Genomic DNA, 24,320 nt, shown 5'->3' on the forward strand with positions numbered 1-24,320 from the left:
TGCCTGCAAAACCTTCTGCCGGAACCCGAAAAGCCGATGAGTGAAATCCGCGCGTTGCAAAGCTCCGATATCCCGGCTCTGGCAGGGATGTTTCAACGTGTCTTCCGCGATCCAAAGGTTCCGCCCGGCAAGGGTCTGGCAGATTATCTCCGGCATTTTTATCTCGATGCGCCAGGCCAGGATATCGGTATCGCCTCACTCGTTCATTTGAGTGACGGCGGCGAGATGACCGGCTTCGTCGGCGCCACGGGTTTGCCGATGACGTTTCAGGGCCGGCAATTGCGGGCGGCGATTTGCGGCTCGCTGATGGTCGAGGGGCGGGACGCCGATCCGCTGGCGGGTGCGCGGCTGCTCAAGGCATTTCTCGCCGGCCCGCAGGACCTGTCGTTCAGCGAAACGGCGAGCGAGGTGTCGGCCGCAATGTGGATGAAGCTGCGTGGGTTGGCCCTGCCGCAATACAGTCTCGACTGGCTGCGCATCATCCGGCCGGCCGGGTTCTTTACGGAGCTTGGCATGAGCCGCATCAGCGCCGCTCGTTTTCTGCGGCCGCTGGCGCGCAAGACTGATGATATTCTGCTCCGGCGCATGCGTTCCGACGATCTGCGGTGGTCCGGGATTCCGGCAACCTGGAACGGGCACGGCAGTTTCAAGACAAGCGATGTGTCTGCTGACGACTTTGCCGAACTGTTTGTCCGCTTGACCGCGCGGTACCTGTTGCGGCCTGATTTTTCCAGCGAGCAACTCGCCTATATTTTGCAGGATACAAAGCACGCGAGAGCCGAAGGTGCGGTCAATTTCTGCAAGGTCGAAGCTCGGACCGGCGCTGTCATCGGAGCTTTCGTCTATCACGGAGATGCAGGGCGCATCGGCAGGGTTCTGCAGATCCTGTCGATCCCCGGTCAGGAGCGCCAGGTTATCGATTGCCTGATTGCACATGCCGCAGGGCGGGGTCTGGTTGCGCTGCGCGGCCGTACCCAGCCGGCGCTTCTTGAAGCCATGCTCGGGCGCCGTATCTCGTTCACCCATATCGCCTCAAGTGTCATCCATGCCAAGGATCCCGAAATCCTTCAGGCCTTCCAGAATGGCGAAGGGTTTTTCAACGGGCTTGCCGGTGAACACTGGAGCCGGCTGGCAGCGGGCGATATCGACTGACACGCTCGCCGCCGCTTATCCTGTCGCGGATTATTTTGGCGCGATTTCGCTCACCGGTTCGACCAGTTGCGGCGCAAGGTGCAGGTAGCGCGTCGCCTTGCGCTTGGCAGTGATATCGGCCCAGACGCGCGACATCTGATCGGCGGTCAGGCCGGCGGCGGCTGCAACGGTTTCTGCTGGCAGATTATTGTTGAGGCCGTAAAGGCAGAGATCCATCCGATCATAGGGCAGGGAGAAGTAGAACTCCTCCTGTGTCTGTTGCAGCGAATAGGTATCTGTCGTCGGCGGACGTCTGCAGATTTCCTCCGGCACACCGAGATAGGCGGCCAGCTGATAGACCTGGGTCTTGTAGAGATGGGCGATCGGCTTGACGTCGGCGGCGCCGTCTCCGTTCTTGACGAAAAAGCCCTGGTCATATTCCAGCCGGTTCGGCGTGCCGATGACGGCATAGTTCAGCCGGTCGGCATGGAAATATTCGAGCTGCTTGCGGGTGCGCTGCTTCATGTTGGTGGCAGCGACGATCCCGAGGTAGACGGATGGCGTCATCCGCAGCTTCGTCTGTTTGCCGTCCGGGTCCTGCACGACGAGGTAGGAAATGTTGTAGCCATCGCCTTCGAGTGCGCTGGAAATGACGATCTTCGAGGCCCAGGCGCTGGTATACTCCGGAACCAGCTCACGGATGAAGGCGTCGCGACGATCGTAGCAGCCCATGGCCTGTAGTGACGGGCCGATATCTTCGACGACACTGTCAATGCCGAAGGTTTCGGCGATCTTCCGGCCGAGGCGCAGGCTATCCGGATCGGAATCGTTTTCCGGCATGAACAGCGCATAGACGTTCTTGGCGCCGACTGCGCGGGCGGCCAGAGCTGCGCAGACGCTGCTGTCGATGCCGCCGGAAAGACCAAGAACGAGGCCACGCTTGCGCAAGGGGCCACGCAATTGCTCACGTAGCGCTGCGACGATCTTGTCGGTTTCCTTGGCCGGGTCGATTGCCAGCGTCGCTGCTGAGAATACGGCGGTGGTTTCGGCGCTATGCATGTTCATTCGGCAGCCTCCAGTGTTTCTGCGGCGAGCCTGCGGCTGACCTTGCCGGTATCTGTTTTAGGGAGTTCGTCGCGAAATTCGATGAGACGCGGAACCATGAAATCTTCCAGATGGGCCGCGCAATGCTTGATGATCTCGCGGTCCGTCAACGCCGGATCGGAGAGAACGACGATGGCTGCGATCGCCTGGCCAAGGACCGGATCAGGCAGACCGATGACGACCGCCTCGGCGATACCCGGATGGGCGTGCAGCACCGTCTCGACTTCCTTCGGCGCAACCTTCTCCCCACGGGTCTTGATGATATCGTCCTTGCGGCCGACGAAATAGAGGAAGCCTTCCTCGTCGGTGCGGAAGAGATCGCCGGTGTAGAGCACCTTTTCCCAAGGGTTGGGTCCGGCGCGCAGCATCTTGCTGGTCGCCTCGTCATTGCGCCAGTAGCCCTGCATCACGTGCGGGCCACGGATCACCAGCTCACCGGGGACGCCAGGCGCCACGCGCTGGCCATTGTCATCGACCACGAAAGCTTCGGTATTGGGGATGGCAATGCCGACCGAGCCGGGGCGGCGATCGAGTTCTGCCGGCGGCAGGTAGGTGCAGCGCTTGCATTCGGTTAGGCCGTACATCGAATAGACCGTTGCGCGCGGAAACAGTTCGCGCAGGCGGGCGATATGGGCCGGAGGCAGCGCGGCTGCGGTATTGGTGATGTAACGCAGGCTCGGCAGGAAATCCGGTTCTAGATCGCGCATCTGCAGGATCATCGCGGCCATGGTCGGCACCAGCGGGAAGCCGGTGACGTTTTCTTCGCGGATACGGTCGAAGATGGCCTGCGGGAAGGCGAACGAGGCCTCGAGCACGATGGTTGCGCCGAGTTTGACGGCCATCAGCAGCTGGTAGAGGCCGTAATCGAAGGCGAGCGGAAGGACATTCAGGATGATGTCGTCGGCCCTATTTTCCAGATAGGTGGTGATCGAGGTTGCCGCTGCTTCGACATTCCGATGCGTCATCATCACGCCCTTCGGGCGTCCGGTCGAACCCGAGGTGTAGATCAAAAGCGCCAGATCGACGTCGATACCGTGATGTTTGACATCGGTTTCAGTGACTGCAAGACAGGCCTCGAAATCAGCAATGCCGTCGCCGGGGCCAGCGCCTCTGAATTTCGTCGATGCGACAAACAGCGGCCGTGGTTCGATCGCCCGCGCTTCAGAGACGATGGGCAGCAGTTTACCTTGGGTCAGAATACCTGCCGCTTCGCAGTTTCCAATCATGTAGGCGAGCTTGTCGGCCTTGGTCGATGGATTGACCGGCACGGCAGTGGCGCCAGCTTTCAGGATGGCAAAAAGCGAGACCGCTGCTTCCCAGCAATTGTTCATGAAGACGAGGATGCGGTCGCCGCGCACGATTCCGTCCGCGGCAAGCGACGAAGCCAGCCGTCCGGCTGCCGCGTCGAATTCCGCATAGGTAAAGCGCTTGTCGCCGGCCACCAACGCTGTCTTCGCGCCGTTCATGCGGGCGCTGTTCTGCAGAAATTCTTCGACGCGCATCGTCTGTCTCCCGTCGCCTGATCGTGTCAGGCCGACATCTTGTTGAGTGCGGGCTGCTGGGCGTGCTTGGCAACAAAGGCTGTGATGCGTGCCACGGAATCGAGATTGGCGGGGACGATATCCGCGTCGGCCATGACGAAACCGAACTGATCCTCGATGAAGGCGACGAGTTCGAGAACACCGGTGGAATCGATGACTTCGTTTTCGATCAACGATGCCTCGTCCTGAAGGTCGTAGGACGCGTCGCCAAACAGGAAGTTCTCGATGATGAAGGCCTTGATGCTGTCCTTGATAGGTTGGGTCATATGTTTTTCCTCAGATAAAGATCAGGCCGCCTTGGTGCTAAGCGCCTTGGTGGCTGAAAATGTGTTTTGCCAGAGTTGGGTTGATAGGATGCCGACGAAGGCGACATTGTCACGATAGCCGGAAGCCGGCTTCTCGCTGCATTTCTCGTAAAGCTTCGAAACGGCCTTCGGGTTGAAAAGGCCGGATGCCGTGATGCTGCGCTCGCTGAAGGCGTCGCGGACATAGTCCCGTTCGTTGCCGCCGACGAAGGACTGGCTGTCCGGTGCCCGATAGGGCTGCTTGGTCCGGCGCCCGATGGTCTCCGGGAGAAGGTCTTTTGTCGCTTCCCGCAGGATGTGTTTTTCGACCAGTCCCTTGAGCTTCATTTCGGGCGGCAGCCGGGTGGCGAATTCGACCAGGCGATGGTCGAGGAACGGGAAACGGCCTTCGATGCCATGCGCCATCGCCATGCGATCACCCTGGCTTGACAGAATATAGCCCGGCAGAAGGAAACGGCTTTCGAGATATTGCGCCTGATGCAATGGGTGCCAGCGGCCAAAGTCTTGCGGCAGCCGCGAAACCATTTCTGCGGCGGCGTCATAGCCGTCAAGCGTCTGGCGTAGATCGCCTGAGAAGAACAGCTTGGCGGCGGCGGTCCCGCGCAAACGCGGCCGGTGCGAAAACAGCGGATCGTCCATACTGTCGGCGCCGGCCCCGAAGAAGGCGGCCAGATATTCGGCCGATTGCTGCTTCAACCCCGGCAGATAGGCGTAGAGCTTGCGGAACAGATGCGGCCTGATCCGCGAACCCGGCTGGCGGGCGCAGAAGCGGCGGACGCGAGCCTCCTTGAAAATATCATAGCCGGCAAATACCTCGTCGGCACCTTCGCCGGTCAGGACGACCTTCAGGCCCTTTTCGCGGACAAGACCGGACAGCTGATAGAGCGGTGCAGGGGCGGTGCGCAGGATCGGGCGCTCGGTAAAGCGGATTACTTCGGGAAACACTCGGGCGATATCGCCTTCGCCGCTGGCAACTGCGTGATGATGCGTGCCAAGAGCCTGCGCCATCTGGTGCTGGAAAGCACTCTCGTCATGTTCGGCACTTCCGAAGGTGACCGAAAACGTCGAGAGTCCGCCTGACGCCATGGGGGCTGCCAGCGCCGAGACGATCGATGAATCAAGGCCGCCGGAGAGGTAAGAGCCGACCGGAACATCAGCCCGCATCCGGATACGTGTCGCATCGGTCAGCAGGTCGCGGAGTTCTTCGGCGGCGGCGCGCTCGTCCGTGTAGGCGGCTGGCTCGCCCATATCCGGATATTGCAGCTGCCAGTAAGGCTTAATCGACATCTCGCCCTTCTCCGCAATCAGCAGATGCGCGGGTTCTAGTTCAAAGATGTCGCGAAAGGCGGTGCGGGGTGCAATCGGCGCCCAGAGCGTGAAGATCTGATCCAGCGCGAAGGGGTCCATCTCAGCGCGAACGCCCGGCACCTGCAGCAGGGCCTTCACTTCCGAGGCGAAATAGAGGTTTTTCCCGACCATTGTATAGAAGAGCGGGCGGACGCCCATGCGGTCGCGGGCAATGATCATGCGTTGTGTGGATGCGTCCCAGATCGCAAAGGCAAAATCGCCGTTGAGCAAGGACATGCAATCCAGCCCCATGCGCTCATAAAGGTGCAGGATGACTTCGGTATCGCTGCCGGTGCGGAACACATGGCCCTGCGCGTTCAGCGTCTCGCGCAGTTCGACATAGTTGAAAATCTCGCCGTTGAATACGATGGTGAAATCGCCGCTGGAATGCGTCATCGGCTGCTGGCCGTCGCCCAGGCCGACAATCGACAGGCGTACATGGCCGAGCCCGACGGAGGGTGCGGTAAAGATGCCCTGCTCATCCGGCCCGCGATGTGCAATCGCGGCAACCATGCGCTGCAGCAACGGCTGCGCATCATGAGGCGCGACGCCATCTCCGAAGTATCCGCCAAATCCGCACATGCAGCAAAATCCCCGACTTGCCCTGGAAGCCGCATATTGCCTGAAAAGCGTCCGTGATGTGTTAATCTGGACCAGAATTCAGAAGCGATTTCCGGTATTTGGTCTCACGGTAAAAATTGATTTAAGAGTAGTTCCGGCTTTTTATTAAAGTTCTAAGCAATGAAAGGTTGGCCCCTGTTGACTTGGGAAATGCAATTTATCACGCGCCGTCGCGTCTTTTCAGGGCGATTTCGACGCTTGATCGGGTCGATTTCTGCTAAGTCTATGCAATCTTGGGTGGATTTTGTGAGCGCCAGAAGATTTTTAACCTGGTGACGTTGTCCGGCACTATGGTCAATTAATCCGCAACGACGGTGGCTGATGCGTCTCTTCTTAATCAGGCGAGCGGTTGGCTGTGCTGTTTTGCCCCGGAATGGCAGGATCGCTAAAGACGAATTTTGGTCTGGAAGTGCCGGCTACGGCCTTGCAGATGAAAAGGACCGTCAGCAAAGGCCAGAAAAAGCAGAGAACCAGGCCCGCTACGCGGTAGATCGACCATTGGCCGCCGGCTCGCTCGCCTTCGATATAAGTTGGCACGAGATAAATAAAGGTGGTCAAGGCGTAAGCCAGCGCCGCAATCTGGAGGGTCGACATGGTGGTGCGCTCCTCTTCTGTTTACGTTCGCACTTTTCTCCGTCCTGCAATTTGCGCGAAAGCTGGAGACAAGTCACTGCTATAAAGGGCGAAATTAACGCTTTCTTAACTTAAGGTAAATTTCCGGCTCGCTCAGCCGGTCTTGGCAAATTTGCGCGATTCATGACAAGGCATGTCTTAGTTCCCCAATCGATCTTGCCAAACCGGTCTGTTGACAGGTCTCGAATTCGCAAACTAGGTTAAGTCCAATAAGTTGACTTAATGATCGGGGAGCGAAACCTGGGAGGGCTCGTCATGCTGTGATCCAGGGAATCGGCGTCCGGGCCTCCATGAGGCGTGGCGTTTTCCCATGGCTGCGAAATCAAAGGGGTGGGCGTCTTGCTTCGCTCCAAATCACGCAGGATATTCTGATGTTCGTAGTCTCAAGCTTGCAAGGTAGGCAGGCGAGAATCCTATCTTTCATATCCCCTTCTATCGCAAACGTCATAGCACAGGGTTCAACACATGGATTATCTGGTCAATCTTTCACTGGTTAAGCCGATTCCGGAACTGAACGCGCGCATGAAAAACGCAGGGGTCACCATCCGGCGTGCGCTTGCCCCGGAATTCGAACTGGCTACCGGCTGGGTGCGGGAGAAGTTCGGCTCCGGTTGGGCGAGCGAGACGGCAGTGGCTTTCGCCCGCCAGCCACCGACCTGTTTCTTGGCGACCCGGGCGCAAAAGCTGATTGGTTTTGCCTGTCATGAATCGATTGCCCGCGGTTTTTTTGGACCGACCGGGGTCGATGAGGCGGCGCGCGGCGAGAGTATCGGCCATGCCCTACTTCTCGCCAGTCTGTTGGATTTGAAAGTCATGGGCTACGGTTACGCCATCATCGGCGATGTCGGGCCATCGGCTTTTTACGAGCGGACGGTGGGTGCTGCGCCGATCCCGAATTCCGCCCCCGGTGTCTATGCCGGGCTGCTCAACAGCGCCGAATGACCGTTTTCTGGAGGATATGATGACGATAGCAAGCAAGACAAAGTACCAGCTGGAGACATTCTGGGTGCCCGCGGGGCAGGATGAAAATCCTGTCTATACGCTGACCTTGACCAACAATACCGACCAGTCGCTTGAAGGTTTCAAGCTTTGTGTTTCAGGTCCGGCCCGCATCGATCCGGAAGCCACCATTGAAGGCGGACGTTTGTTGAAGCGGCTGTCGAACCACTCGGAATTTGCGCCGCTGGATGGCTTTGTGCTCAAGCCCGGAGAGACCTGGACCATCAAGGCGCATGGCATGAGCTATCACCCCAAGCATTGGACCGATGGTGCCAATGCCGGTTATGTTGTGCTTGCTGACAACAATACGGTGCCGGTCAGTGTTGCCCCGACCCGGGCGAAGGGGGACAACGCCGCGCTGACACGTGGTGCCGTGGTCTATCCGGTTCCGAAGGTTGCGCCGGTGACGGTATCCGTTGTGCCCTGGCCGAATGCCGTTTCGGTTTCCGGTAGGCTGGCGCCTCCCACCGGGCTTGCTCTGCAGGCTGAAGGTGGCGAGGCTGGGGCTGCTGCAGAGGCATTCGCGGTGCTTTCGGACGGTCTCTTTCCGGTCGAAGGGATTGTCCGTCCTGCTGCCGAAGGTGGTTTTCCTGTCTCCTTTGCTTCAGCCGACGGCCTTGCGCCGGACGCATATCGCATCACGTTCTCCACATCCGGGGTAACGATATCAGCGCGCGCTCGCGCCGGTTTCCTTTACGGGTTGATCACGCTTGGGCAGATTCTGCGCGGCGCGCGGCTTCATCCCGAGACCTTCCTGTTTCCTGCATCCGGCGAGATCGCCGATGAACCGGCGCTGTCGTGGCGCGGTGTACATCTCGATGTCGCCCGGCAATTTTACAGCACAGCGGAGATCGAGCAGTTCCTGCGCATCATGGCCTGGAACAAGCTGAACCGCTTTCATTGGCATCTGTCCGACGACGAGGCGTGGCGCGTCGAGATCGATGCCTATCCGGCCCTGACGGAGGTCGGCGCATGGCGCGGCCATGGTCTGAAAATTCCGCCGCTGCTCGGCTCCGGTCCGCAGGTGACCGGTGGTTATTACACCAAGGCTGCCATCCGGCAGATCGTCGCCTTGGCGGGTGCGTTGGGCATCGAGGTGATTCCGGAAATCGATGTGCCCGGACATTGCTACGCCATGCAGCAGGCCATCCCGGAACTGCGTGACCCGCAGGAGAAGGGCAGCTACTATTCCGTTCAGGGCTTCCCGGATAATTGTATCAATCCGGCCCGGGAAGAAACCTACCGGGTTCTCGAAACGATCTTTGACGAACTGATCGAGCTGTTTCCGTCCAAGATTATCCATATCGGCGCCGACGAAGTACCGGTCGGTGCGTGGTCGGGGTCGCCTGAAGCGCTCGCCCGTCTGCGTGATGTCAGCGGAGAGGGTATGGCAACGGCGCATGCCGCGCGGCTGAACGTCATTACCAATACACACGGCGCCGACGAGATCGACGGATCAGGCGCCGCTGTGCTGCAGGCGGAGTTCCTTGCACGCGTGCAGGGCTTCCTGGCCTCGCGCGGCTGCATCACCGGGGGCTGGCAGGAGGCAGCGCATGGTAATGTCATCGACAAGGGGCAGTCGCTGCTGTTCGGCTGGCGGACGGTCGAAGCATCTGCTGCCTTGGCGGGGGAAGGCTATGATATGGTCGTCTGCCCCGGCCAGGTCTATTACCTAGACATGGCCAACAGTCAGGCATGGTCGGAACCAGGCGCTAGCTGGGCGGGCTGGTCAGATCCGGAGAAACTCTACACGTTTGATCCGATCGAAGGCTGGAGCGAAGAGCAGAAGAAGCGGCTGTCCGGCGTGCAATGCTGCATCTGGTCGGAGCCGATGACCGATCGTGGCGTATTCGACCGGCTTGTCTTCCCGCGTCTGTCGGCGCTGGCGGAAACTGGCTGGACAGTCCCCGAGCGAAAATCCTTCGCCCGCTTTGAGGCGCTGGTCGGTTTGATGCCGATCCTTTACGGGATTTACGCGGAGCGTTGATCGAGCGGGAGCGCGAGCAGATGCTGCACGCGCTCCCGTCCCGCCGATTGCAAAAAAGTGGACTTGGGTTTAGCCAGATATGATGAGTCACAAAATCAATTAAAGATTGTATTTTCCGGCGATATTGACGCGGCCTTGTGATGTCGCGGAATTAAATACTTGGAACTTTCTCCCATTGCGGGATTGGTTCTGCCAAATTCTGTGAAAATATATATAAAAACAATATTTTGCGTAATTTGAAAAGTGAAGGGCAGCTCTGCATTCGAAGGCAGAGAAGATGTTATATGCTTAGAAATTGCCCGACTTATTAATTCTTATTTTAATAATTATACCAATAGTTGTATCGTGCATTCGAATATTAGAATGTTCGAGCATGACGCTGATGCACAAGCCGGGAAGATCGGCATGTCTTTCACAGAAACCTGACCGGCACGCTGCTGTCTTTCGGACATACGGCGATCACCAGAGTCAGGGTCATACGAGATATCGGATAAACGGACATTCGCGGCGCTGATCAGCCGATGCGTGCCCATTGTTGCGCCCAAATGGCGCATGAAAATTGAGCGGATGCCGAAGGAGGCGTTGAATGGGCAAGCTTTTCCCACGTTTTGGCGGTGATGCCGCGGCTGTTCTAGCCGCGATGCATACGTCGCAGGCGATTATCGAATTCGATCTCAACGGTAATATCCTCAATGCCAATCCGAATTTCTGTTCGGCGTTGGGCTATGAGCTTGGGGAGATCAGAGGCAAGCATCACCGGATTTTTGTCGATCCGGCGGAAGCAAGCAGTGTGGAATACCGCGAATTCTGGGCCCGGCTCGGCCGTGGCGAATTTGACCGGCAGCAGTACAAACGTGTCACCAAGAGCGGCCGCGAGATCTGGATCGAGGCTTCCTATAACCCGGTCTTCCGCGGCAGCAAGCCCTACAAGGTAGTAAAGTTCGCAACCGACATCACCGCCGTCCGCCAGAAAGCGATGGAGGATGCCAGCAAGCTGAATGCCGTTTCCCGCTCGCAGGCGGTGATCGAGTTTACCCCGACCGGCGAAATCATTACCGCCAATGAAAACTTCTGCGGTGCGTTGGGATATCAGTTGCAGGAAATTCAAGGCCGGCATCATCGGATGTTCTGTGATCCCGCCTATGTGCAGACGGAGGAATACCGGCAGTTCTGGGAGGGGCTTGGGCGCGGCGAATTTACTGCCAATGAATTCCGGCGTTTCGGCAAGGGCGGCAAGGAAATCTGGATCCAGGCAGCCTACAACCCGATCGTTGACGGCAAGGGCAAGGTCTATAAGGTCGTGAAGCTTGCGACGGATGTGACCGAGCGCATGGGCGCAGTCGGGATGCTCGCCAAAGCATTGAAAAACCTGGCCGATGGCGACCTGACTCAGAAACTCGACAATCCCTTCGTTCCAACCATGGAAAAGGTGCGCCACGACTTCAACGACGCCGTGGGCAAGTTGCGGTCAGCGATGCATTCCGTTGGTTCCAATGCGCAGGCGATTGCCGCAGGCTCGACGGAAATCCGCTCCGCGGCCGACGATCTGTCGAAACGAACAGAACAGCAGGCCGCCTCTGTCGAGGAGACAGCCGCAGCACTTGAGGAAATCACTACCACCGTCGCGGATTCCAGCCGCAGGGCGGAGGAGGCCGGTCATCTGGTTGCCGCGACACGCGCCAATGCGGAGCGGTCCGGAGCCGTGGTGCGCAATGCCATTACGGCGATGGGGGAAATCGAGACCTCGTCACGGGAAATCTCCAACATTATCGGCGTCATCGATGATATCGCCTTCCAGACCAACCTCTTGGCGCTGAATGCGGGAGTGGAGGCAGCGCGCGCCGGTGATGCCGGCAAGGGCTTTGCTGTCGTTGCCCAGGAAGTGCGCGAACTGGCCCAGCGATCGGCCAAAGCCGCTAAGGAAATCAAGGCATTGATCAACACCTCGGGCGAACAGGTGAAAAGCGGTGTTTCGCTGGTCGGCGAAACCGGCAAGGCTCTTGAGGAAATCGTCAAGCAGGTCCAGGAGATCAACACCAACGTCGTCGCCATTGTCGAAGGCGCGCGGGAGCAGGCGACCGGGTTGAAGGAGATCAACCAGTCCGTGAATGCCATGGACCAGGGCACACAGCAGAATGCGGCGATGGTGGAACAATCGACGGCGGCAAGCCACAGTCTGGCCCGCGAAGCGGAGGCTCTGTTCTCGCTGCTTGGCCAGTTTCGGGTCGGCCAGCAGACGAACGCCCCGCGCGCGGTGGAGGCTGGACATTATTCCCGGCCGGTGGCTTCGCCGGCCCGCAAGATGGCAGGGCAGGTGATGCGCGCTTTTTCCGGGAATGCGGTGCCTACTCAGGAGAACTGGGAAGAGTTTTAACCCGTCTGGCATCGGTTGAAATAGGAACGGCGCCGCTGGTTGCGGCGCCGTTTTTCGTTGAGTTGCTCGACCGTCTATTCGGCGGCTTCAAGTCCGGGCAAGAGCGGCTGGGTATGCAGTTGCGTTACCGAGGCCGTTTCGTGAGGGACGGTTTGTCCGCTCTTCTTCAGCGGCCTGTTTCCGGTCATCGCACGCACTAGCGTGTAAAAGACCGGCGTCAGGAACAGACCGAACAGCGTCACGCCAATCATGCCGGAGAACACAGCGACCCCCATGGCATGGCGCATTTCAGCACCGGCACCAGTCGAGATGACGAGCGGTACGACACCCATGATGAAGGCCATCGAGGTCATCAGGATCGGGCGCAGGCGCAGGCGGCTGGCCTTGATGACGGCGTCGAACGGCGTCGCCCCCTCGAACTCCAGTTCCCGGGCGAACTCGACGATCAGAATGGCATTCTTGGCTGACAACCCGACCAGCACGATCAGACCGATCTGGGTGAAGACGTTGTTGTCGCCTGCCGTCAGCCAGACCCCGCCCAGTGCCGCCAGAAGCGCCATCGGAATGATCATGATGATCGACAACGGCAGCGTCAGGCTTTCGTACTGGGCTGCCAGCACCAGGAAGACCAGCAGGATCGACAGCGGGAAGATCAGGATACCGGTATTGCCGGCAATGATCTCCTGATAGGTCAATTCCGTCCATTCGAAGGTCACGCCTGCAGGCAGTGTTTCTGCCGCAATGCGCTCAACAGCGGCGCGGGCCTGGCCGGATGAATAGCCGGGTGCCGTATTGCCGTTGATGTCGGCCGAGAGGAAGCCATTGTAGCGCATGGCGCGTTCCGGGCCGGCGCTTGAGGTGACGTTCAGGACTGCCGACAGCGGGATCATTTCACCGGAGCTGGAGCGGACTTCCAGCTTGCCGATGTCTTCAGCCTGAGCGCGGTAGTCGGCATCGGCCTGAACACGCACGGAATAGGTTCGTCCGAACTTGTTGAAGTCGTTGACATAGACCGAGCCGAGATAGATCTGCAGCGTGTTGAAGATTTCCGTCAGCGGAACGTTCAGCTGGCGGGCCTTGGCCCGATCGACGTCAGCATAAAGCTGCGGAACATTGACCTGGTAGCTGGAGAACATGCCGACCAGTTCGGGCGTCACGTAAGCCTTGGCCATGAAACCCTTCACGGCAGCATCGAGTGCCTCGTAGCCAAGCCCGGCCTTGTCTTCCAGCTGAAGCTTGAAACCACCGATGGCACCAAGACCCTGGACAGGTGGCGGCGGGAAGATGGCGCTGAAGGATTCCTGGATGACGCTGAGTTCCTGGTTCAGCCGCCCGGCAATCGCGCCGGCCGAGAGGTCAGGCGTGGTGCGTTCCTCGAAAGGCTTCAGCGAGAGGAAGACGATGCCGGCATTGGAGGAGTTGGTGAAGCCGTTGATCGACAGGCCTGGGAAGGCGATGGCGCTTTCGACGCCGGGAACCTTCAAGGAGATGTCGCTGATGCGGCGGATGACCTCTTCCGTGCGGTCGAGTGAAGCACCGTCCGGCAGCTGGGTGAAGCCGACCAGATACTGCTTGTCCTGCGGCGGGACGAAACCGGGAGGCACGGCCTTGAAGAAGAACACGGTGGCGCCGACGAGCAGGAGATAAACGCCCATCATCAGGGTCTTGCGTGAGATCACGCCCCGGACGCCGGAGCTATAGGCCCGCGAGCCGCGCGAAAACACGGCATTGAAGCCCCGGAAGAACCAGCCGAACAGGAAGTCCATTACCCGGGTCAACCGGTCCTTCGGCGCATCATGGCCACGCAGAAGCAGGGCAGCAAGCGCCGGGGACAGCGTCAGCGAGTTGAAGGCCGAGATGACGGTCGAAATGGCGATCGTCAGGGCGAACTGCTTGTAGAACTGGCCGGTCAGGCCGGAGATGAAGGCGAGCGGCACGAAGACGGCGACCAGCACCAGAGCGATCGCGATGATCGGGCCGGAGACTTCGGTCATTGCCTTGTAGGTCGCTTCGCGCGGCGAAAGGCCGTCCTCGATGTTGCGCTCGACGTTCTCGACGACGACGATCGCGTCATCGACGACGATGCCGATGGCCAAAACGAGGCCGAACAGGCTGAGCGCGTTGATCGAGAAGCCGAGCATCTGCATCACGGCGAAGGTGCCGATGATCGAGACGGGAACCGCGATCAGCGGAATGATCGAGGCGCGCCACGTCTGCAGGAAGATGATGACGACGATGACGACCAGCGCAATGGCTTCAAGCAGCGTGTGGATGACGGCCTCGATCGAGGCGCGCACGAACTGCGTCGTGTCATAGACGATCTCGTAATCGACATCCTGCGGCATCGATGCCTTGATTTCCTCCATGGTCGTGCGGACCTGGTCGGCAATCTCGATTGCATTCGAACCAGGTGCCTGGAAGACGGGGATGGCGACTGCCTGCTTGTTGTTCAGCAACGAGCGCAGCGAATACTCGGCTGAGCCCAATTCGATGCGCGAGACATCGCGCAGGCGGGTGATCGCGCCGGTCGGGCTCGTCTTGATGATAATCTCGCCGAACTCTTCTTCGCTCTGCAGGCGTCCCTGTGCATTCACGGACAGTTGCAGATCTACGCCTTGGGAATTTGGCGACGAGCCGATCACGCCGGCTGCGGCCTGGACGTTCTGGGCACGGATTTCATTGACGATATCGGAGGCGGAGAGGCCCAGTTGGGCCATCTTCTGCGGATCCAGCCAGATGCGCATCGAATAGTCACCGGAGCCGAACAGCTGGACCTGGCCGACACCGTCGATACGGGCCAGCCTGTCCTTGACGTTGATCAGCGCATAATTGCGCAGATAGGTCATGTCGTAGCGGCCCTCGGGCGACGTCAGATGCACCACCATCATCAGGTCCGGAGAGCTTTTGATGGTGGTGATGCCAAGACGGCGGACTTCTTCCGGTAGCCGTGGCTCGGCCTGGCCGACGCGGTTCTGGACAAGCTGTTGCGCCTGATCGGGGTCTGTGCCGAGCTTGAAGGTGACAGTCAGTGTCATCAAGCCGTCAGTGGTCGCCTGGCTGCTCATGTAAAGCATGTCCTCGACGCCATTGATCGATTCCTCCAGCGGCGTCGCCACCGTTTCGGCAATGACTTTCGGGTTTGCGCCCGGATAGTTGGCGCGAACGACGATCTGTGGCGGCACGACATCGGGATATTCCGAGATCGGCAGGATCGTCATGGCGATCAGGCCGCCCAGGAAGATGATGAAAGACAGAACGCCCGCGAAAACCGGGCGATCGATAAAGAACCTGGAGATATTCATGGCGTGATCCGCCCTTGTGCTGAAATGCCGGAAAAGGCTTAGTTGGTTATCGAGGCTTGCTGCTGGGGATCGGCAGCCGGTTTCATGGAGACCATTTCAGGCGCGACGAGCGCGCCGGGACGGATGCGTTGCAAGCCGTTGACGACGATGCGCTCGTCAGCCTTCAATCCGGCCGTCACCACCCGCAGGCCATCGGATTTCATGCCGACGGTGATCTCGCGGTATTCCGTGGTGTTGTCCGGTTTGACGACCATGACGTATTTCTTGTTCTGGTCGGTGCCGATGGCGCGTTCATGGATGAGCACGGCGTCTTCGGACTTCGCCTGGCCCATGCTCAACCGTGCGAACTGTCCCGGCATCAGGGCGCCATTGGCATTGTCGAACACGGCGCGAACACGGATCGTGCCGCTCTGGGGATCAACGCTGTTATCGACCAACTGGAGCTTGCCGCTCACGCCCGGCAGGCCGGCGACATCCATGCGGACCGGCACACGGTCGATGAAGTTGCGGGCGTTCACGCCTTCCGGAAGCTCGGCAAGGATGCCTGAGACGATCCGCTCGTCGGCTTCGAAGCTGGCATAGATCGGGCTCAAGGAGACCAGACGGGTGAGGATCGGCGAGGAAGGGCCAGCAGCGATCAGGTTACCGGCGGTGATCTCGATCTTGCCGACGCGGCCGGTGATCGGGGCGCGGATTTCGGTGTAGCTGAGGTTGAGTGCCGCAGATTGCAGCACTGCGCGCGCCGCCTCAAGGTCGGCTTCGGCGCTGGCGAGGCCGTTCTGGCGCTGATCGACCTCGCTTTGCGAGACTGCGTTGGATGCCAGCAGCTGGGTGCCGCGCTTCAGTTCGACGCGGGCCAGCGAAGCGCGTGCTTCGGCTGCCGTCACGCTTGCCTGAGCTCTGGCGACCTCCGCCTGGAAGGGGGCGGGATCGATGGTGACGAGCAGGTCGCCCTTTTCTACGATCGCACCTTCCTGGAAGTGGACAGACTGGATGGCGCCAGCGACGCGGGAGCGCAGCTCGACGTGATCGACGGCTTCGAGGCGGCCTGAGAACTCGCTCCACTGTGTCACCGACTTGGCTTCCACGACCGCGACGGAGACAGGAATGGCGACGGGAGCTGTGGTCGAAGCATCGGCCGCGTTGCCGCTGCCTGCGGTGCTTCCCAGCAGGTCGAAATAGATCGTCGGCGTGATGGTGGCGACTGCAAGCACGAGGCCGGTGGTGAAAAGCTTGGTTCTGAAAGTTCCGAATGACATGGCGGTTATCCTGAATTTCTGCCCCGGGTGGTGGGCGGCCGGTCGTCCTTCGTGGGAGGCGGAGGATTTAGGCTAGGGTTGCATTGACGTTCAATACCGTTCGGTATAGAAATAAGTTCTGAAACCGATCACTGTCAATCGAATTATATACCGATCGGTATAAAAAAATTCGGGAGGGCCCACCCCATGGGACGGCCAAGAGAGTTTGATGTCGATGAAGCCTTGGAAACGGCGATGGAGCTGTTCTGGCGAAAGGGCTACGAAGGCACGTCTCTGACCGACTTGACCGAGGGCATGGGCATTACCAAGCCGAGCCTCTATGGGGTCTTCGGTAATAAGGAAGGCCTCTTCCTCAAGGCCCTGGAGCGTTACGAGCGCACCAAGATGAATTTCTTCCATGAGGCTCTGAGGGAGCCGAAGGCGCGTGTTGTCGCCGAGAAAATCCTGAGAGGCTTTGCCGATTCACAGACCGCGGAAACGGGTCCAAGTGGGTGTCTTGGCATCAATGGTGCGCTTGCCTGCAGTGAGGCGGCTGCCGAAATCCAGAAATGCCTCATCGAAAACCGCCAGCGCGGCGAGCGTGATCTGGGTAGCCGGTTTGAGCGCGCGGCGAAGGAGGGCGACCTGCCTGCCGGGCATGAGCCTTATGATCTTGCTCGCTATATCATGACCATTTCACAGGGGACCGCCATTCAAGCGGCATCCGGTGCGGATCGATCGGCGTTGTACCGCGTCATCGATATGGCGCTTCAGTTCTGGCCCGAAACCGTCGTCGCGCAGGGCTGAATCAATCGACCACCCAAGTTCCCTATACAACATAGGGAGTGTTTCGCGGGTTCAACTACTCGTCGCTCATCTTTCCGTTGCGTGATTCCAAGCGATACCGGTTGCCGGGATAAACCAGCCGCGCAAAGGACACGGCCCGCTTCGATGACCATGTGCGGCGGCGAATGAGCAGGCAGGGTTCGGTGCGCAGGATGACCAGCAGCTTGCATTCCCATGGCTGTGGCATGGCGGCTTCGACAATATGCTCGGACCCGCTCAAGGGGGCTTCTGCTGTCAAATAGGCATTGGGCGTTTGCGCCGTAAAGTCCTGTTCCAGGTAGCCTGGCGCCGCTTCGGGGTTGACGAAACGGTCTTCGATCTGGACCGGAACGCCGTTTTCGCTGTGGACGATCAGTGAATGAAACACCGGTGCGCCGATCGGTAGCCCGAGGGCATCGGCAACATCCGGCGCGGCAGTTTCCTGCGCCAAAACCACCACGGATGCCTGATGCGTATGGCCTCTCTCGTCGATCTCCTCGGCGATATTGCGGACTTCGAACAGTTCGGAGTAACCTTTGCGCTCAGCAACGAAAGAGCCGACCCCCTGGATGCGCACGAGTTCGCCCTCGCTCGCCAGTTCCCTCAAGGCACGGTTGGCCGTCATCTTGCTGACGCCGAGTTCCGCAACCAGTTCGTTCTCCGATGGCACCCGGTGTTTTGGCGGCCATTCGCCGCTCTGGATGCGGTCAAGGATCATCTGCTTGACGCCGGCATAAAGCGGCGAGCCGTCGTTGTCGCTGGCGTCCCATTTTAACGGAGCTTTCGGGGCATTGCTTCGTTTCATATGTTCATTCCCTGGGCGGAATTAATTTTGCATTCAAATGCGGCCGCGTACTTGCATACCATAAAAATTAGCATATGGTACCATATACAACATGGATGTTCAGAGGCATTTTTGCCGCGTTATCCATCAAGATATTTGTGAAGCCGGCGCAGATCGGCGGACGTTGTTGAAGATAAACCTCAGAGGAACGTGAACATGAACCTGTCAAAATTTCTGATGGCTGGTGCCGTCGCTTTTGCAACCCTTTCCGCTCCGTTGGCTCAAGCCAAGGACTGGAAGACTGTTACCATCACGCTTGAAGGCGCCTATGCGCCGTGGAACCTCACCAATCCGGACGGCACGCTCGGCGGCTTTGAACCGGAGCTAGCAAAATATCTGTGCGACCACATGAAGGTCGAGTGCACGCTGGTCGCTTCCGATTGGGACGGCATGATCCCGGCGCTCAATGCCGGTAAGTTCGACGTCATCATGGATGCTCTGTCGATCACCGAAGAGCGCAAGAAGATCATCGACTTCACCATCCCTTACGCCCACACGCACGCTGCTTTTGCGACCCTGAAGGACAGCCCGCTGGCCAATGCTGCCGGTACCGGAACGGTTATCAAGCTCGATCCGGGTGCAACCGGCGTCAAGGAAGTCGAGGCGATGAAGGCGGCGTTTGCCGGCAAGACCATCGGCATCCAGGCCGCGACCGTCTATTCCAAGTTCGTCTATGACAATTTCGGCGATATCGCCACGGTTCGCGAATACAAGACCGGCGCTGAGCGCGACCTCGATCTCGAGAGCGGCCGTATCGATCTGGTGTTCGACGACGCCGTCTATCTGATCTCGGCATTCGAGAAGGCCAATGGTTCGCTCGGCTTCACTGGTCCGGAAATCGGCGGAACGATCTTCGGCAGCGGCGAGGGGCTCGGTATCCGTCAGGCCGATACCGACCTGCGCGACATGTTCAACAAGGCGATCGAGGCGGCACTTGCCGACGGCACGATCAAGACCTTGTCGATGAAGTGGTTCAAGACCGACGTTACGCCCTGATTTCAGGTTTTCCCGCCGCTTGCTATTTTAGCGGCGGCGGGCACACTTGCTGCGGCAGGCCGTTTTCTCGGATGAGGTGCGGCCTTCCACATCCACTTGAAGATCGGGAAGCCGGCCTGGCCGGGAACGACGGGACGCCTGCGGCATGTCTTTACTTCAAATGATCGGATTTGGCCCCACCGGCTGGGGCGGACTGCTGCTTGTGGCAGCCCTGATGACGCTTGCCGTCACCGCCGTCGCGCTGTTGATCGGGGCAGTTTTGGGTACCCTGATTGCCTGGGCAAAACTATCCGGCAGCCGGTTCTTCCGGACCCTTGGCGGTATTTATACCACCGTTTTTCGCGGGGTTCCCGAGCTGTTGATCATCTATCTCGTCTATTTCGGCGGATCGAGCGCGATCACCGCCATCGGCACGGCCATGGGGTATGAGGGCTTTCTGGGGCTGCCATCGTTTGCGGCTGGCGCTCTTGCCGTCGGTATCATTTCCGGGGCCTATCAGGCCGAGGTGTATCGCGGCGCCTATCTGGCTATCCCCAAGGGGGAACTTGAGGCAGCGCAGGCCATCGGGATGAATCGCGGTTTGCGTTTCCGCCGTATCATTGGCCCGCAGGTATTTCGCTTCGCCATTCCGGGCATCGGTAATGTCTGGCAGCTCAGCCTCAAGGATTCCGCATTGGTCTCGGTCACCGGTCTTGCTGATCTGATGCGGACCAGCCAGGTTGCGGCCGGCTCCACCCGCCAGCACTTCCTATTCTTCATCGTCGGTGGCTGCCTCTACCTGATCCTGACGAGCCTCTCCGACCGCCTTTTCACCGGCGCCGAAAAGCGCGCCAGCCGCAGCATGCCCTCTGGCATCGGCCAGGCCTGACCGAGGAGACGCGCGATGGATTTCCCCTTCATGTTCGACACAATGAAAACGTTGCTGGCAGCATTGCCGACAACCTTGGCATTGTTTGCGCTCTCGGTCTTCTTTGGCGGCCTTCTGGCGCTTCTCATCGTCTGGATGCGCGTCAGCGGCAATGCGGTCGCCCGCAATTTCGCCAAGGGCTACATTTTCATCTTTCGCGGCTCGCCGCTGCTGATCCAGATGTTCCTGATCTTCTACGGCCTCGGCCAGTTCGGCTTCATCCGCTACAGTTTTCTGTGGCCGGCTTTGCGTGAACCTTTCGTTTGTGCGGTGCTGTCCCTGGCGCTCTGCACGGCGGGCTACTCGGCGGAAATCTTCCGCTTCGGGCTGCGCGCCATTCCATCCAAGGAGATCGAGGCGGCGCGCTCGATCGGCATGTCCGGCTTTCTTTTGACCCGCCGTATCCTCGCCCCAATCGCTTTCCGCCATGCGCTTCCCGCCTATTCGACGGAAGTGGTGATGATGGTGAAATCAACGGCGCTCGCCAGTCTCGTCACCGTCTGGGAGGTGACCGGCGTTGCACAGCGGCTGATCTCGCAAACCTACCGCACGATGGAAGTCTTCCTTTGTGCCGCCGCCATCTACCTCATTCTCAACTTCATCATCCTGCAGGCGATGGCTTTGCTTGAGTATAAGCTGACGCCGCATCGGCGCGCTGCACCGCTATTTCCGGTGCCGCAACGGTGAGCCCCGAGACCCCCAAACAGACTGGAACGACCATGGCAGGCACGACAAGGCTTTCCGTCCGCGACATCCGCAAGAGCTTCGGTACGCATGAGGTTTTGCGCGGGATTTCGCTCGATGCCCGCGATGGCGATGTCATTTCTCTTCTCGGTGCCAGCGGCTCGGGTAAATCAACCTTCCTGCGCTGCATCAACCTTCTGGAGATCGCCGATCATGGCGAGATTTCGGTCGATGGCGAATTGATCCAGATGGCTCAGCGCGGTGGCAAGAATTACCCTTCCGACCGCCGGCAGGTGGATCGCATCCGCTCCGAACTCGGCATGGTGTTCCAGTCGTTCAATCTCTGGTCCCATATGACCATCCTTGAGAATGTGATCGAAGGGCCGGTTCACGTTCTGAAACGTCCGCGTGCCGAGTGCATCGCCGAGGCCGAGGCCCTCCTGGAGAAAGTGGGGATTGCCGAAAAGCGCCACGCCTATCCGGCGCACCTGTCCGGTGGTCAGCAGCAGCGTGCGGCGATCGCCCGCTCGCTGGCGATGAAGCCGAAAGTCATGCTGTTCGATGAACCGACCTCGGCACTGGATCCGGAACTGGTCGGCGAAGTGCTGCGTGTCATGCGCTCGCTGGCGGAAGAGGGCATGACCATGCTGGTCGTCACCCACGAAATGAGCTTTGCCCGCAACGTTTCCAACCGGGTTATCTTCATGAAATCCGGCGAGATCGACAGCGATGGTGCGCCGGACGAATTGTTCGGTTCGGGTGGTTCGCCAAGCTTCCGCCAGTTCATCGGCAATTTTGGGGGCTGATCGTGCAGGATATCGTGCTTGAGAGCGCGCTCGACTGGCGCGCCGTAGCGGCGGTTGCCAGTGGCGCAACGCTTACTCTTTCCGATGCGGCCAGACAGCGGGTTGAGACGGCAAGCCACATTGTCTCGGCGATCGTTGAAAGCGGCGTACGGGCCTATGGTGTCAATACCGGCGTTGGTGCTCTTGCTGATACGGTCGTTGACCGTCCTTCTCAAAGCCGCTTGTCGCGCAATATTATCCTCAGTCACGCCTGTGGCGTCGGCCCACGACTGGAAGCGCGGGAAGTCCGCGCGATCATCGCAGCCCAGATCGCCAATTTTTCACACGGCCATTCCGGTGTGCGCCCGGCGATCGTTGAACTGCTGCAAACCTTTCTGCGCGAAGACTGCATTCCCGAAGTGCCATCCAAAGGGTCGGCCGGATATCTCAGCCACAATGCGCATATCGCACTGGTGCTGATCGGCGAGGGCAAGGCCCGGTTGAAGGGTAACATGGTGACCGGTGCCGAGGCGTTGAAGACGCTTGGCGTTGCGCCACTTGTTTTGCAGGCGAAGGAAGGCCTGAGCCTCGTCAATGGCACGGCCTGCTCCGTGGGGCTTGGAGCGGTCGCCTTACAGCGGGCGGAGCAGCTGCTGGATTGGGCCGACTCCATTGCCGCACTGACGATCGAAGCGCTTGGCTGCCAGATGGCAGCCTTTGACGCGGATGTGCTCGCGCTTCGCAAGTCTGCGGGGATCGAGAAGGTCGGCAGGACCTTGCGCGAGCGGCTGGCCGGGAGCGGATTGATCGAGGCCGCGCAAGGCGTGCGCACACAGGACGCCCTCAGCCTGCGTTCCGTTCCGCATGCCCATGGTGCCGGGTGGGACGTGTTCGATTTTGCGAGTGCCGTCGTCAATCAGGAACTGGCCTCCGTCACCGACAATCCCGCTGTCTCCGGCACGCCGGAAGCACCGGTGGTCTCCTCCGAGGCCCATGCCGTCGCCCCGGCGCTTGGCCAGGCTCTGGATAGCCTCGCCATCGCTATTGCCCAGATTTCGATGATGAGCGAGCGCCGGATCGACCGTCTCGTCAATCCGCTGGTCAGCGGCCTGCCTGCGTTTCTGGCTGCGGACCCGGGTGCTGGTTCCGGCTTCATGATCGCGCAATATACGGCAGCTGCGCTTGCGGCGGAAAACCGGCGTCTTGGCGCGCCCGCCAGCCTTGATGGCGGCATTACGTCGGCACTGCAGGAGGATTTTCTCGGACATCCGACGGCCGCCGCCAACAAGCTTCTTGCTGTCATCGACAACGCTGAACAGATCTTCGGAATCGAGTTTGCCGCCGCCGCACAGGCGCAGGACTTCAAAACGGGCGTTGCGTCGAGAGCAGCGGGGACCGATCTACTCTATCGCCATATCCGTGCGGATGTGCCAACCTATGCCGACGACCGGCCGCTCGGCTGGGATTTGGAAAAGGCCCGCGATCTCCTGCGCAGACCGCTGCCTCCACACACCTGAAATTCCCGGAAGGATACTGCCATGACCGCCCATTTCGACGTTGCTGTTGTCGGCCTTGGCGCCATGGGGAGTGCCGCCATTGCGCATCTGGCCGCGCGCGGCGTCAAGGCAATCGGCATCGATGCCTACTATCCGGCCCATGCGCTGAGTTCGTCGCATGGCGATAGCCGTTTGATCCGGCTCGGCTATTTCGAGGATCCATCCTATGTGCCATTGCTGCAGCGCGCCTATGCCAATTGGCGGGCTCTGGAAGCACGGTTGCGCGAAGATATCCTGACAATCACCGGCGTGCTGCAGATTGGCAAGCCTGACAGCAAGATCGTCAGCGGCACCAGGAAGAGCTGCGCGCTACACAACCTGCCGCTGGAAACGCTGGATCCAAACGAGATGCGCAGCCGTTTTCCGGTGTTTTCGCTGGATGCTGACGAGATCGCATTGCTCGACCCGCAGGGCGGCTATCTGCGGCCTGAAGCGGCGGTCATGGGTCATCTCAAGCTGGCCGCCGCCGATGGGGCGGCTTTGCATTTCGGCGAGAAGGTGACCGCGATCGAGCCGGGCGAGAGTGGCGTAATCATCGTATCTGAGACCGGACGTTATCATGCCAGCAAGGTGATCATCGCGACCGGCTCGTGGATTGGCGAGCTGGTGCCGGCGTTGCGCGATCATGCGGTGCCGATCAAGCAGGTGGTCTCCTGGTACCAGCCAACGGACGGTTTCGTCACGATGCCGCAGCGCATGCCGGTGTTCATTCGCGACGAGGGAGAGAATGGCTCGTTCTTCGGCTTTCCGGCGATCGGCGTCGACGGTGTCAAAGTGGGCCGTCATGCGCATTTCCGCGAGCCGATCGATCCGAACCAGCCCAATCCGCCCGTCAATGACAGGGATACGGATCTGCTCGACAGCTTTATCAAGCGCCGTCTACCAACTGCGGCCGGCTTGCGCGTGCGCTCCACCACCTGCCGCTATACGATGCTGCCGAGTGAGGATTTCCTGCTCGACCTGATGCCGGGTGACAAACGCATCGTCGTGGCGTCACCCTGCTCCGGGCACGGGTTCAAGTTCACCAGCGTCGTCGGCGAAATCCTGGCTGATCTGGCTCTGGATGGCGGCACCGATCTGCCGATTGGAGCGTTTTCGTTCGCGGCAATGGACCGATTTCTGGCAGCGCGGGCTGCATGAG

19 protein-coding genes are annotated in these 24,320 nt (G+C 59.7%); 11 read left to right on the forward strand and 8 right to left on the reverse strand.

The features are described 5' to 3' along the window. The first annotated feature begins 36 nt into the window (after nt 1-36). Nucleotides 37-1,152, forward strand: coding sequence for a hypothetical protein (locus tag ACSQ3J_RS24660; protein ID WP_060503117.1), 1,116 nt, complete (start codon nt 37-39; stop codon nt 1,150-1,152). 30 nt (nt 1,153-1,182) lie between these two features. On the opposite strand, the gene nadE is transcribed toward ACSQ3J_RS24660, so the two are convergent. From nadE to ACSQ3J_RS24685, 5 genes are all read right to left on the reverse strand, one after another. Beyond that, on the reverse strand, nt 1,183-2,196 hold the full coding sequence (nadE, locus tag ACSQ3J_RS24665; protein WP_060503116.1) for an NAD(+) synthase: 1,014 nt from the start codon (nt 2,194-2,196) through the stop codon (nt 1,183-1,185). Beyond that, nucleotides 2,193-3,737: a class I adenylate-forming enzyme family protein gene (locus ACSQ3J_RS24670; RefSeq protein ID WP_060503115.1), complete on the reverse strand. Its 1,545-nt coding sequence runs from the start codon at nt 3,735-3,737 to the stop codon at nt 2,193-2,195. Before ACSQ3J_RS24670 ends, nadE begins: the two co-directional genes overlap by 4 nt. 26 nt (nt 3,738-3,763) lie before the next feature. After that, the gene (locus tag ACSQ3J_RS24675) at nt 3,764-4,042 is read right to left on the reverse strand and encodes an acyl carrier protein (protein ID WP_060503114.1); all 279 of its coding nucleotides are present in this window, start codon (nt 4,040-4,042) and stop codon (nt 3,764-3,766) included. Between the two features lie 21 nt (nt 4,043-4,063). Then, nucleotides 4,064-6,010 (reverse strand): asparagine synthase (glutamine-hydrolyzing), encoded by a 1,947-nt coding sequence (asnB, locus tag ACSQ3J_RS24680; protein ID WP_060503113.1) that lies wholly within the window; start codon nt 6,008-6,010, stop codon nt 4,064-4,066. A gap of 372 nt (nt 6,011-6,382) precedes the next feature. After that, nucleotides 6,383-6,643, reverse strand: a complete 261-nt coding sequence (locus tag ACSQ3J_RS24685) for a hypothetical protein (RefSeq protein WP_060503112.1) — start codon at nt 6,641-6,643, stop codon at nt 6,383-6,385. A gap of 504 nt (nt 6,644-7,147) precedes the next feature. Here ACSQ3J_RS24685 and ACSQ3J_RS24690 point away from each other — a divergent pair. The 3 genes from ACSQ3J_RS24690 to ACSQ3J_RS24700 all read left to right on the forward strand — a co-directional run bounded on the left by ACSQ3J_RS24690 (nt 7,148) and on the right by ACSQ3J_RS24700 (nt 12,042). Next, complete coding sequence (locus ACSQ3J_RS24690; RefSeq protein WP_060503111.1) at nt 7,148-7,624, forward strand: hypothetical protein; 477 nt, start codon at nt 7,148-7,150, stop codon at nt 7,622-7,624. A 19-nt stretch (nt 7,625-7,643) separates the two neighbouring features. Next, complete coding sequence (locus ACSQ3J_RS24695) at nt 7,644-9,668, forward strand: beta-N-acetylhexosaminidase (protein WP_436040547.1); 2,025 nt, start codon at nt 7,644-7,646, stop codon at nt 9,666-9,668. 586 nt (nt 9,669-10,254) lie between these two features. Continuing rightward, on the forward strand, nt 10,255-12,042 hold the full coding sequence (locus tag ACSQ3J_RS24700) for a methyl-accepting chemotaxis protein (RefSeq protein WP_060503109.1): 1,788 nt from the start codon (nt 10,255-10,257) through the stop codon (nt 12,040-12,042). Between the two features lie 74 nt (nt 12,043-12,116). Here the strand turns inward: ACSQ3J_RS24700 and ACSQ3J_RS24705 are convergent, their stop codons facing one another. After that, a complete protein-coding gene (locus ACSQ3J_RS24705; RefSeq protein ID WP_060503108.1) occupies nt 12,117-15,344 on the reverse strand; it encodes an efflux RND transporter permease subunit in 3,228 nt (1,075 codons plus the stop codon). Between the two features lie 38 nt (nt 15,345-15,382). Beyond that, nucleotides 15,383-16,603 (reverse strand): efflux RND transporter periplasmic adaptor subunit, encoded by a 1,221-nt coding sequence (locus ACSQ3J_RS24710; RefSeq protein WP_436040548.1) that lies wholly within the window; start codon nt 16,601-16,603, stop codon nt 15,383-15,385. A gap of 186 nt (nt 16,604-16,789) precedes the next feature. On the opposite strand from ACSQ3J_RS24710, the gene ACSQ3J_RS24715 reads away from it, so the two are divergent. Further along, complete coding sequence (locus ACSQ3J_RS24715) at nt 16,790-17,389, forward strand: TetR/AcrR family transcriptional regulator (RefSeq protein ID WP_060503106.1); 600 nt, start codon at nt 16,790-16,792, stop codon at nt 17,387-17,389. Nucleotides 17,390-17,444: 55 nt separating this feature from the next. On the opposite strand, the gene hutC is transcribed toward ACSQ3J_RS24715, so the two are convergent. Beyond that, nucleotides 17,445-18,212: a histidine utilization repressor gene (gene hutC, locus ACSQ3J_RS24720; protein WP_060503105.1), complete on the reverse strand. Its 768-nt coding sequence runs from the start codon at nt 18,210-18,212 to the stop codon at nt 17,445-17,447. 216 nt (nt 18,213-18,428) lie between these two features. On the opposite strand from hutC, the gene ACSQ3J_RS24725 reads away from it, so the two are divergent. The 6 genes from ACSQ3J_RS24725 to solA all read left to right on the forward strand — a co-directional run bounded on the left by ACSQ3J_RS24725 (nt 18,429) and on the right by solA (nt 24,319). Beyond that, nucleotides 18,429-19,247: a transporter substrate-binding domain-containing protein gene (locus tag ACSQ3J_RS24725; protein WP_436040573.1), complete on the forward strand. Its 819-nt coding sequence runs from the start codon at nt 18,429-18,431 to the stop codon at nt 19,245-19,247. Between the two features lie 145 nt (nt 19,248-19,392). Beyond that, a complete protein-coding gene (locus tag ACSQ3J_RS24730; RefSeq protein ID WP_060503103.1) occupies nt 19,393-20,115 on the forward strand; it encodes an ABC transporter permease in 723 nt (240 codons plus the stop codon). Nucleotides 20,116-20,130: 15 nt separating this feature from the next. Next, a complete protein-coding gene (locus tag ACSQ3J_RS24735; RefSeq protein ID WP_060503102.1) occupies nt 20,131-20,841 on the forward strand; it encodes an ABC transporter permease in 711 nt (236 codons plus the stop codon). 32 nt (nt 20,842-20,873) lie between these two features. Then, entirely contained in the window at nt 20,874-21,644 is a 771-nt protein-coding gene (locus ACSQ3J_RS24740; protein WP_060509994.1) for an ABC transporter ATP-binding protein, read from the forward strand. Nucleotides 21,645-21,646: 2 nt separating this feature from the next. Next, the gene (locus tag ACSQ3J_RS24745; protein WP_060503100.1) at nt 21,647-23,140 is read left to right on the forward strand and encodes an HAL/PAL/TAL family ammonia-lyase; all 1,494 of its coding nucleotides are present in this window, start codon (nt 21,647-21,649) and stop codon (nt 23,138-23,140) included. Between the two features lie 21 nt (nt 23,141-23,161). Beyond that, nucleotides 23,162-24,319: an N-methyl-L-tryptophan oxidase gene (solA, locus tag ACSQ3J_RS24750; RefSeq protein WP_060503099.1), complete on the forward strand. Its 1,158-nt coding sequence runs from the start codon at nt 23,162-23,164 to the stop codon at nt 24,317-24,319. The last annotated feature ends 1 nt before the right edge of the window (nt 24,320 follow it).

Source organism: Rhizobium sp. LjRoot98, assembly GCF_964252935.1.
GTDB lineage: Bacteria > Pseudomonadota > Alphaproteobacteria > Rhizobiales > Rhizobiaceae > Pararhizobium.

Bases quoted from the DNA above. Each gene is read 5' to 3' on its own strand.
- ACSQ3J_RS24660 (WP_060503117.1), top strand. From the start codon at position 37: ATGAGTGAAATCCGCGCGTTGCAAAGCTCCGATATCCCGGCTCTGGCA.
- ACSQ3J_RS24740 (WP_060509994.1), top strand. From the start codon at position 20,874: ATGGCAGGCACGACAAGGCTTTCCGTCCGCGACATCCGCAAGAGCTTC.
- ACSQ3J_RS24735 (WP_060503102.1), top strand. From the start codon at position 20,131: ATGGATTTCCCCTTCATGTTCGACACAATGAAAACGTTGCTGGCAGCA.
- solA (WP_060503099.1), top strand. From the start codon at position 23,162: ATGACCGCCCATTTCGACGTTGCTGTTGTCGGCCTTGGCGCCATGGGG.
- asnB (WP_060503113.1), bottom strand. From the start codon at position 6,010: ATGTGCGGATTTGGCGGATACTTCGGAGATGGCGTCGCGCCTCATGAT.
- ACSQ3J_RS24725 (WP_436040573.1), top strand. From the start codon at position 18,429: ATGGCTGGTGCCGTCGCTTTTGCAACCCTTTCCGCTCCGTTGGCTCAA.
- ACSQ3J_RS24715 (WP_060503106.1), top strand. From the start codon at position 16,790: ATGGGACGGCCAAGAGAGTTTGATGTCGATGAAGCCTTGGAAACGGCG.
- hutC (WP_060503105.1), bottom strand. From the start codon at position 18,212: ATGAAACGAAGCAATGCCCCGAAAGCTCCGTTAAAATGGGACGCCAGC.
- ACSQ3J_RS24730 (WP_060503103.1), top strand. From the start codon at position 19,393: ATGTCTTTACTTCAAATGATCGGATTTGGCCCCACCGGCTGGGGCGGA.
- ACSQ3J_RS24690 (WP_060503111.1), top strand. From the start codon at position 7,148: ATGGATTATCTGGTCAATCTTTCACTGGTTAAGCCGATTCCGGAACTG.
- nadE (WP_060503116.1), bottom strand. From the start codon at position 2,196: ATGAACATGCATAGCGCCGAAACCACCGCCGTATTCTCAGCAGCGACG.
- ACSQ3J_RS24670 (WP_060503115.1), bottom strand. From the start codon at position 3,737: ATGCGCGTCGAAGAATTTCTGCAGAACAGCGCCCGCATGAACGGCGCG.
- ACSQ3J_RS24705 (WP_060503108.1), bottom strand. From the start codon at position 15,344: ATGAATATCTCCAGGTTCTTTATCGATCGCCCGGTTTTCGCGGGCGTT.
- ACSQ3J_RS24685 (WP_060503112.1), bottom strand. From the start codon at position 6,643: ATGTCGACCCTCCAGATTGCGGCGCTGGCTTACGCCTTGACCACCTTT.
- ACSQ3J_RS24700 (WP_060503109.1), top strand. From the start codon at position 10,255: ATGGGCAAGCTTTTCCCACGTTTTGGCGGTGATGCCGCGGCTGTTCTA.
- ACSQ3J_RS24710 (WP_436040548.1), bottom strand. From the start codon at position 16,603: ATGTCATTCGGAACTTTCAGAACCAAGCTTTTCACCACCGGCCTCGTG.
- ACSQ3J_RS24675 (WP_060503114.1), bottom strand. From the start codon at position 4,042: ATGACCCAACCTATCAAGGACAGCATCAAGGCCTTCATCATCGAGAAC.
- ACSQ3J_RS24695 (WP_436040547.1), top strand. From the start codon at position 7,644: ATGACGATAGCAAGCAAGACAAAGTACCAGCTGGAGACATTCTGGGTG.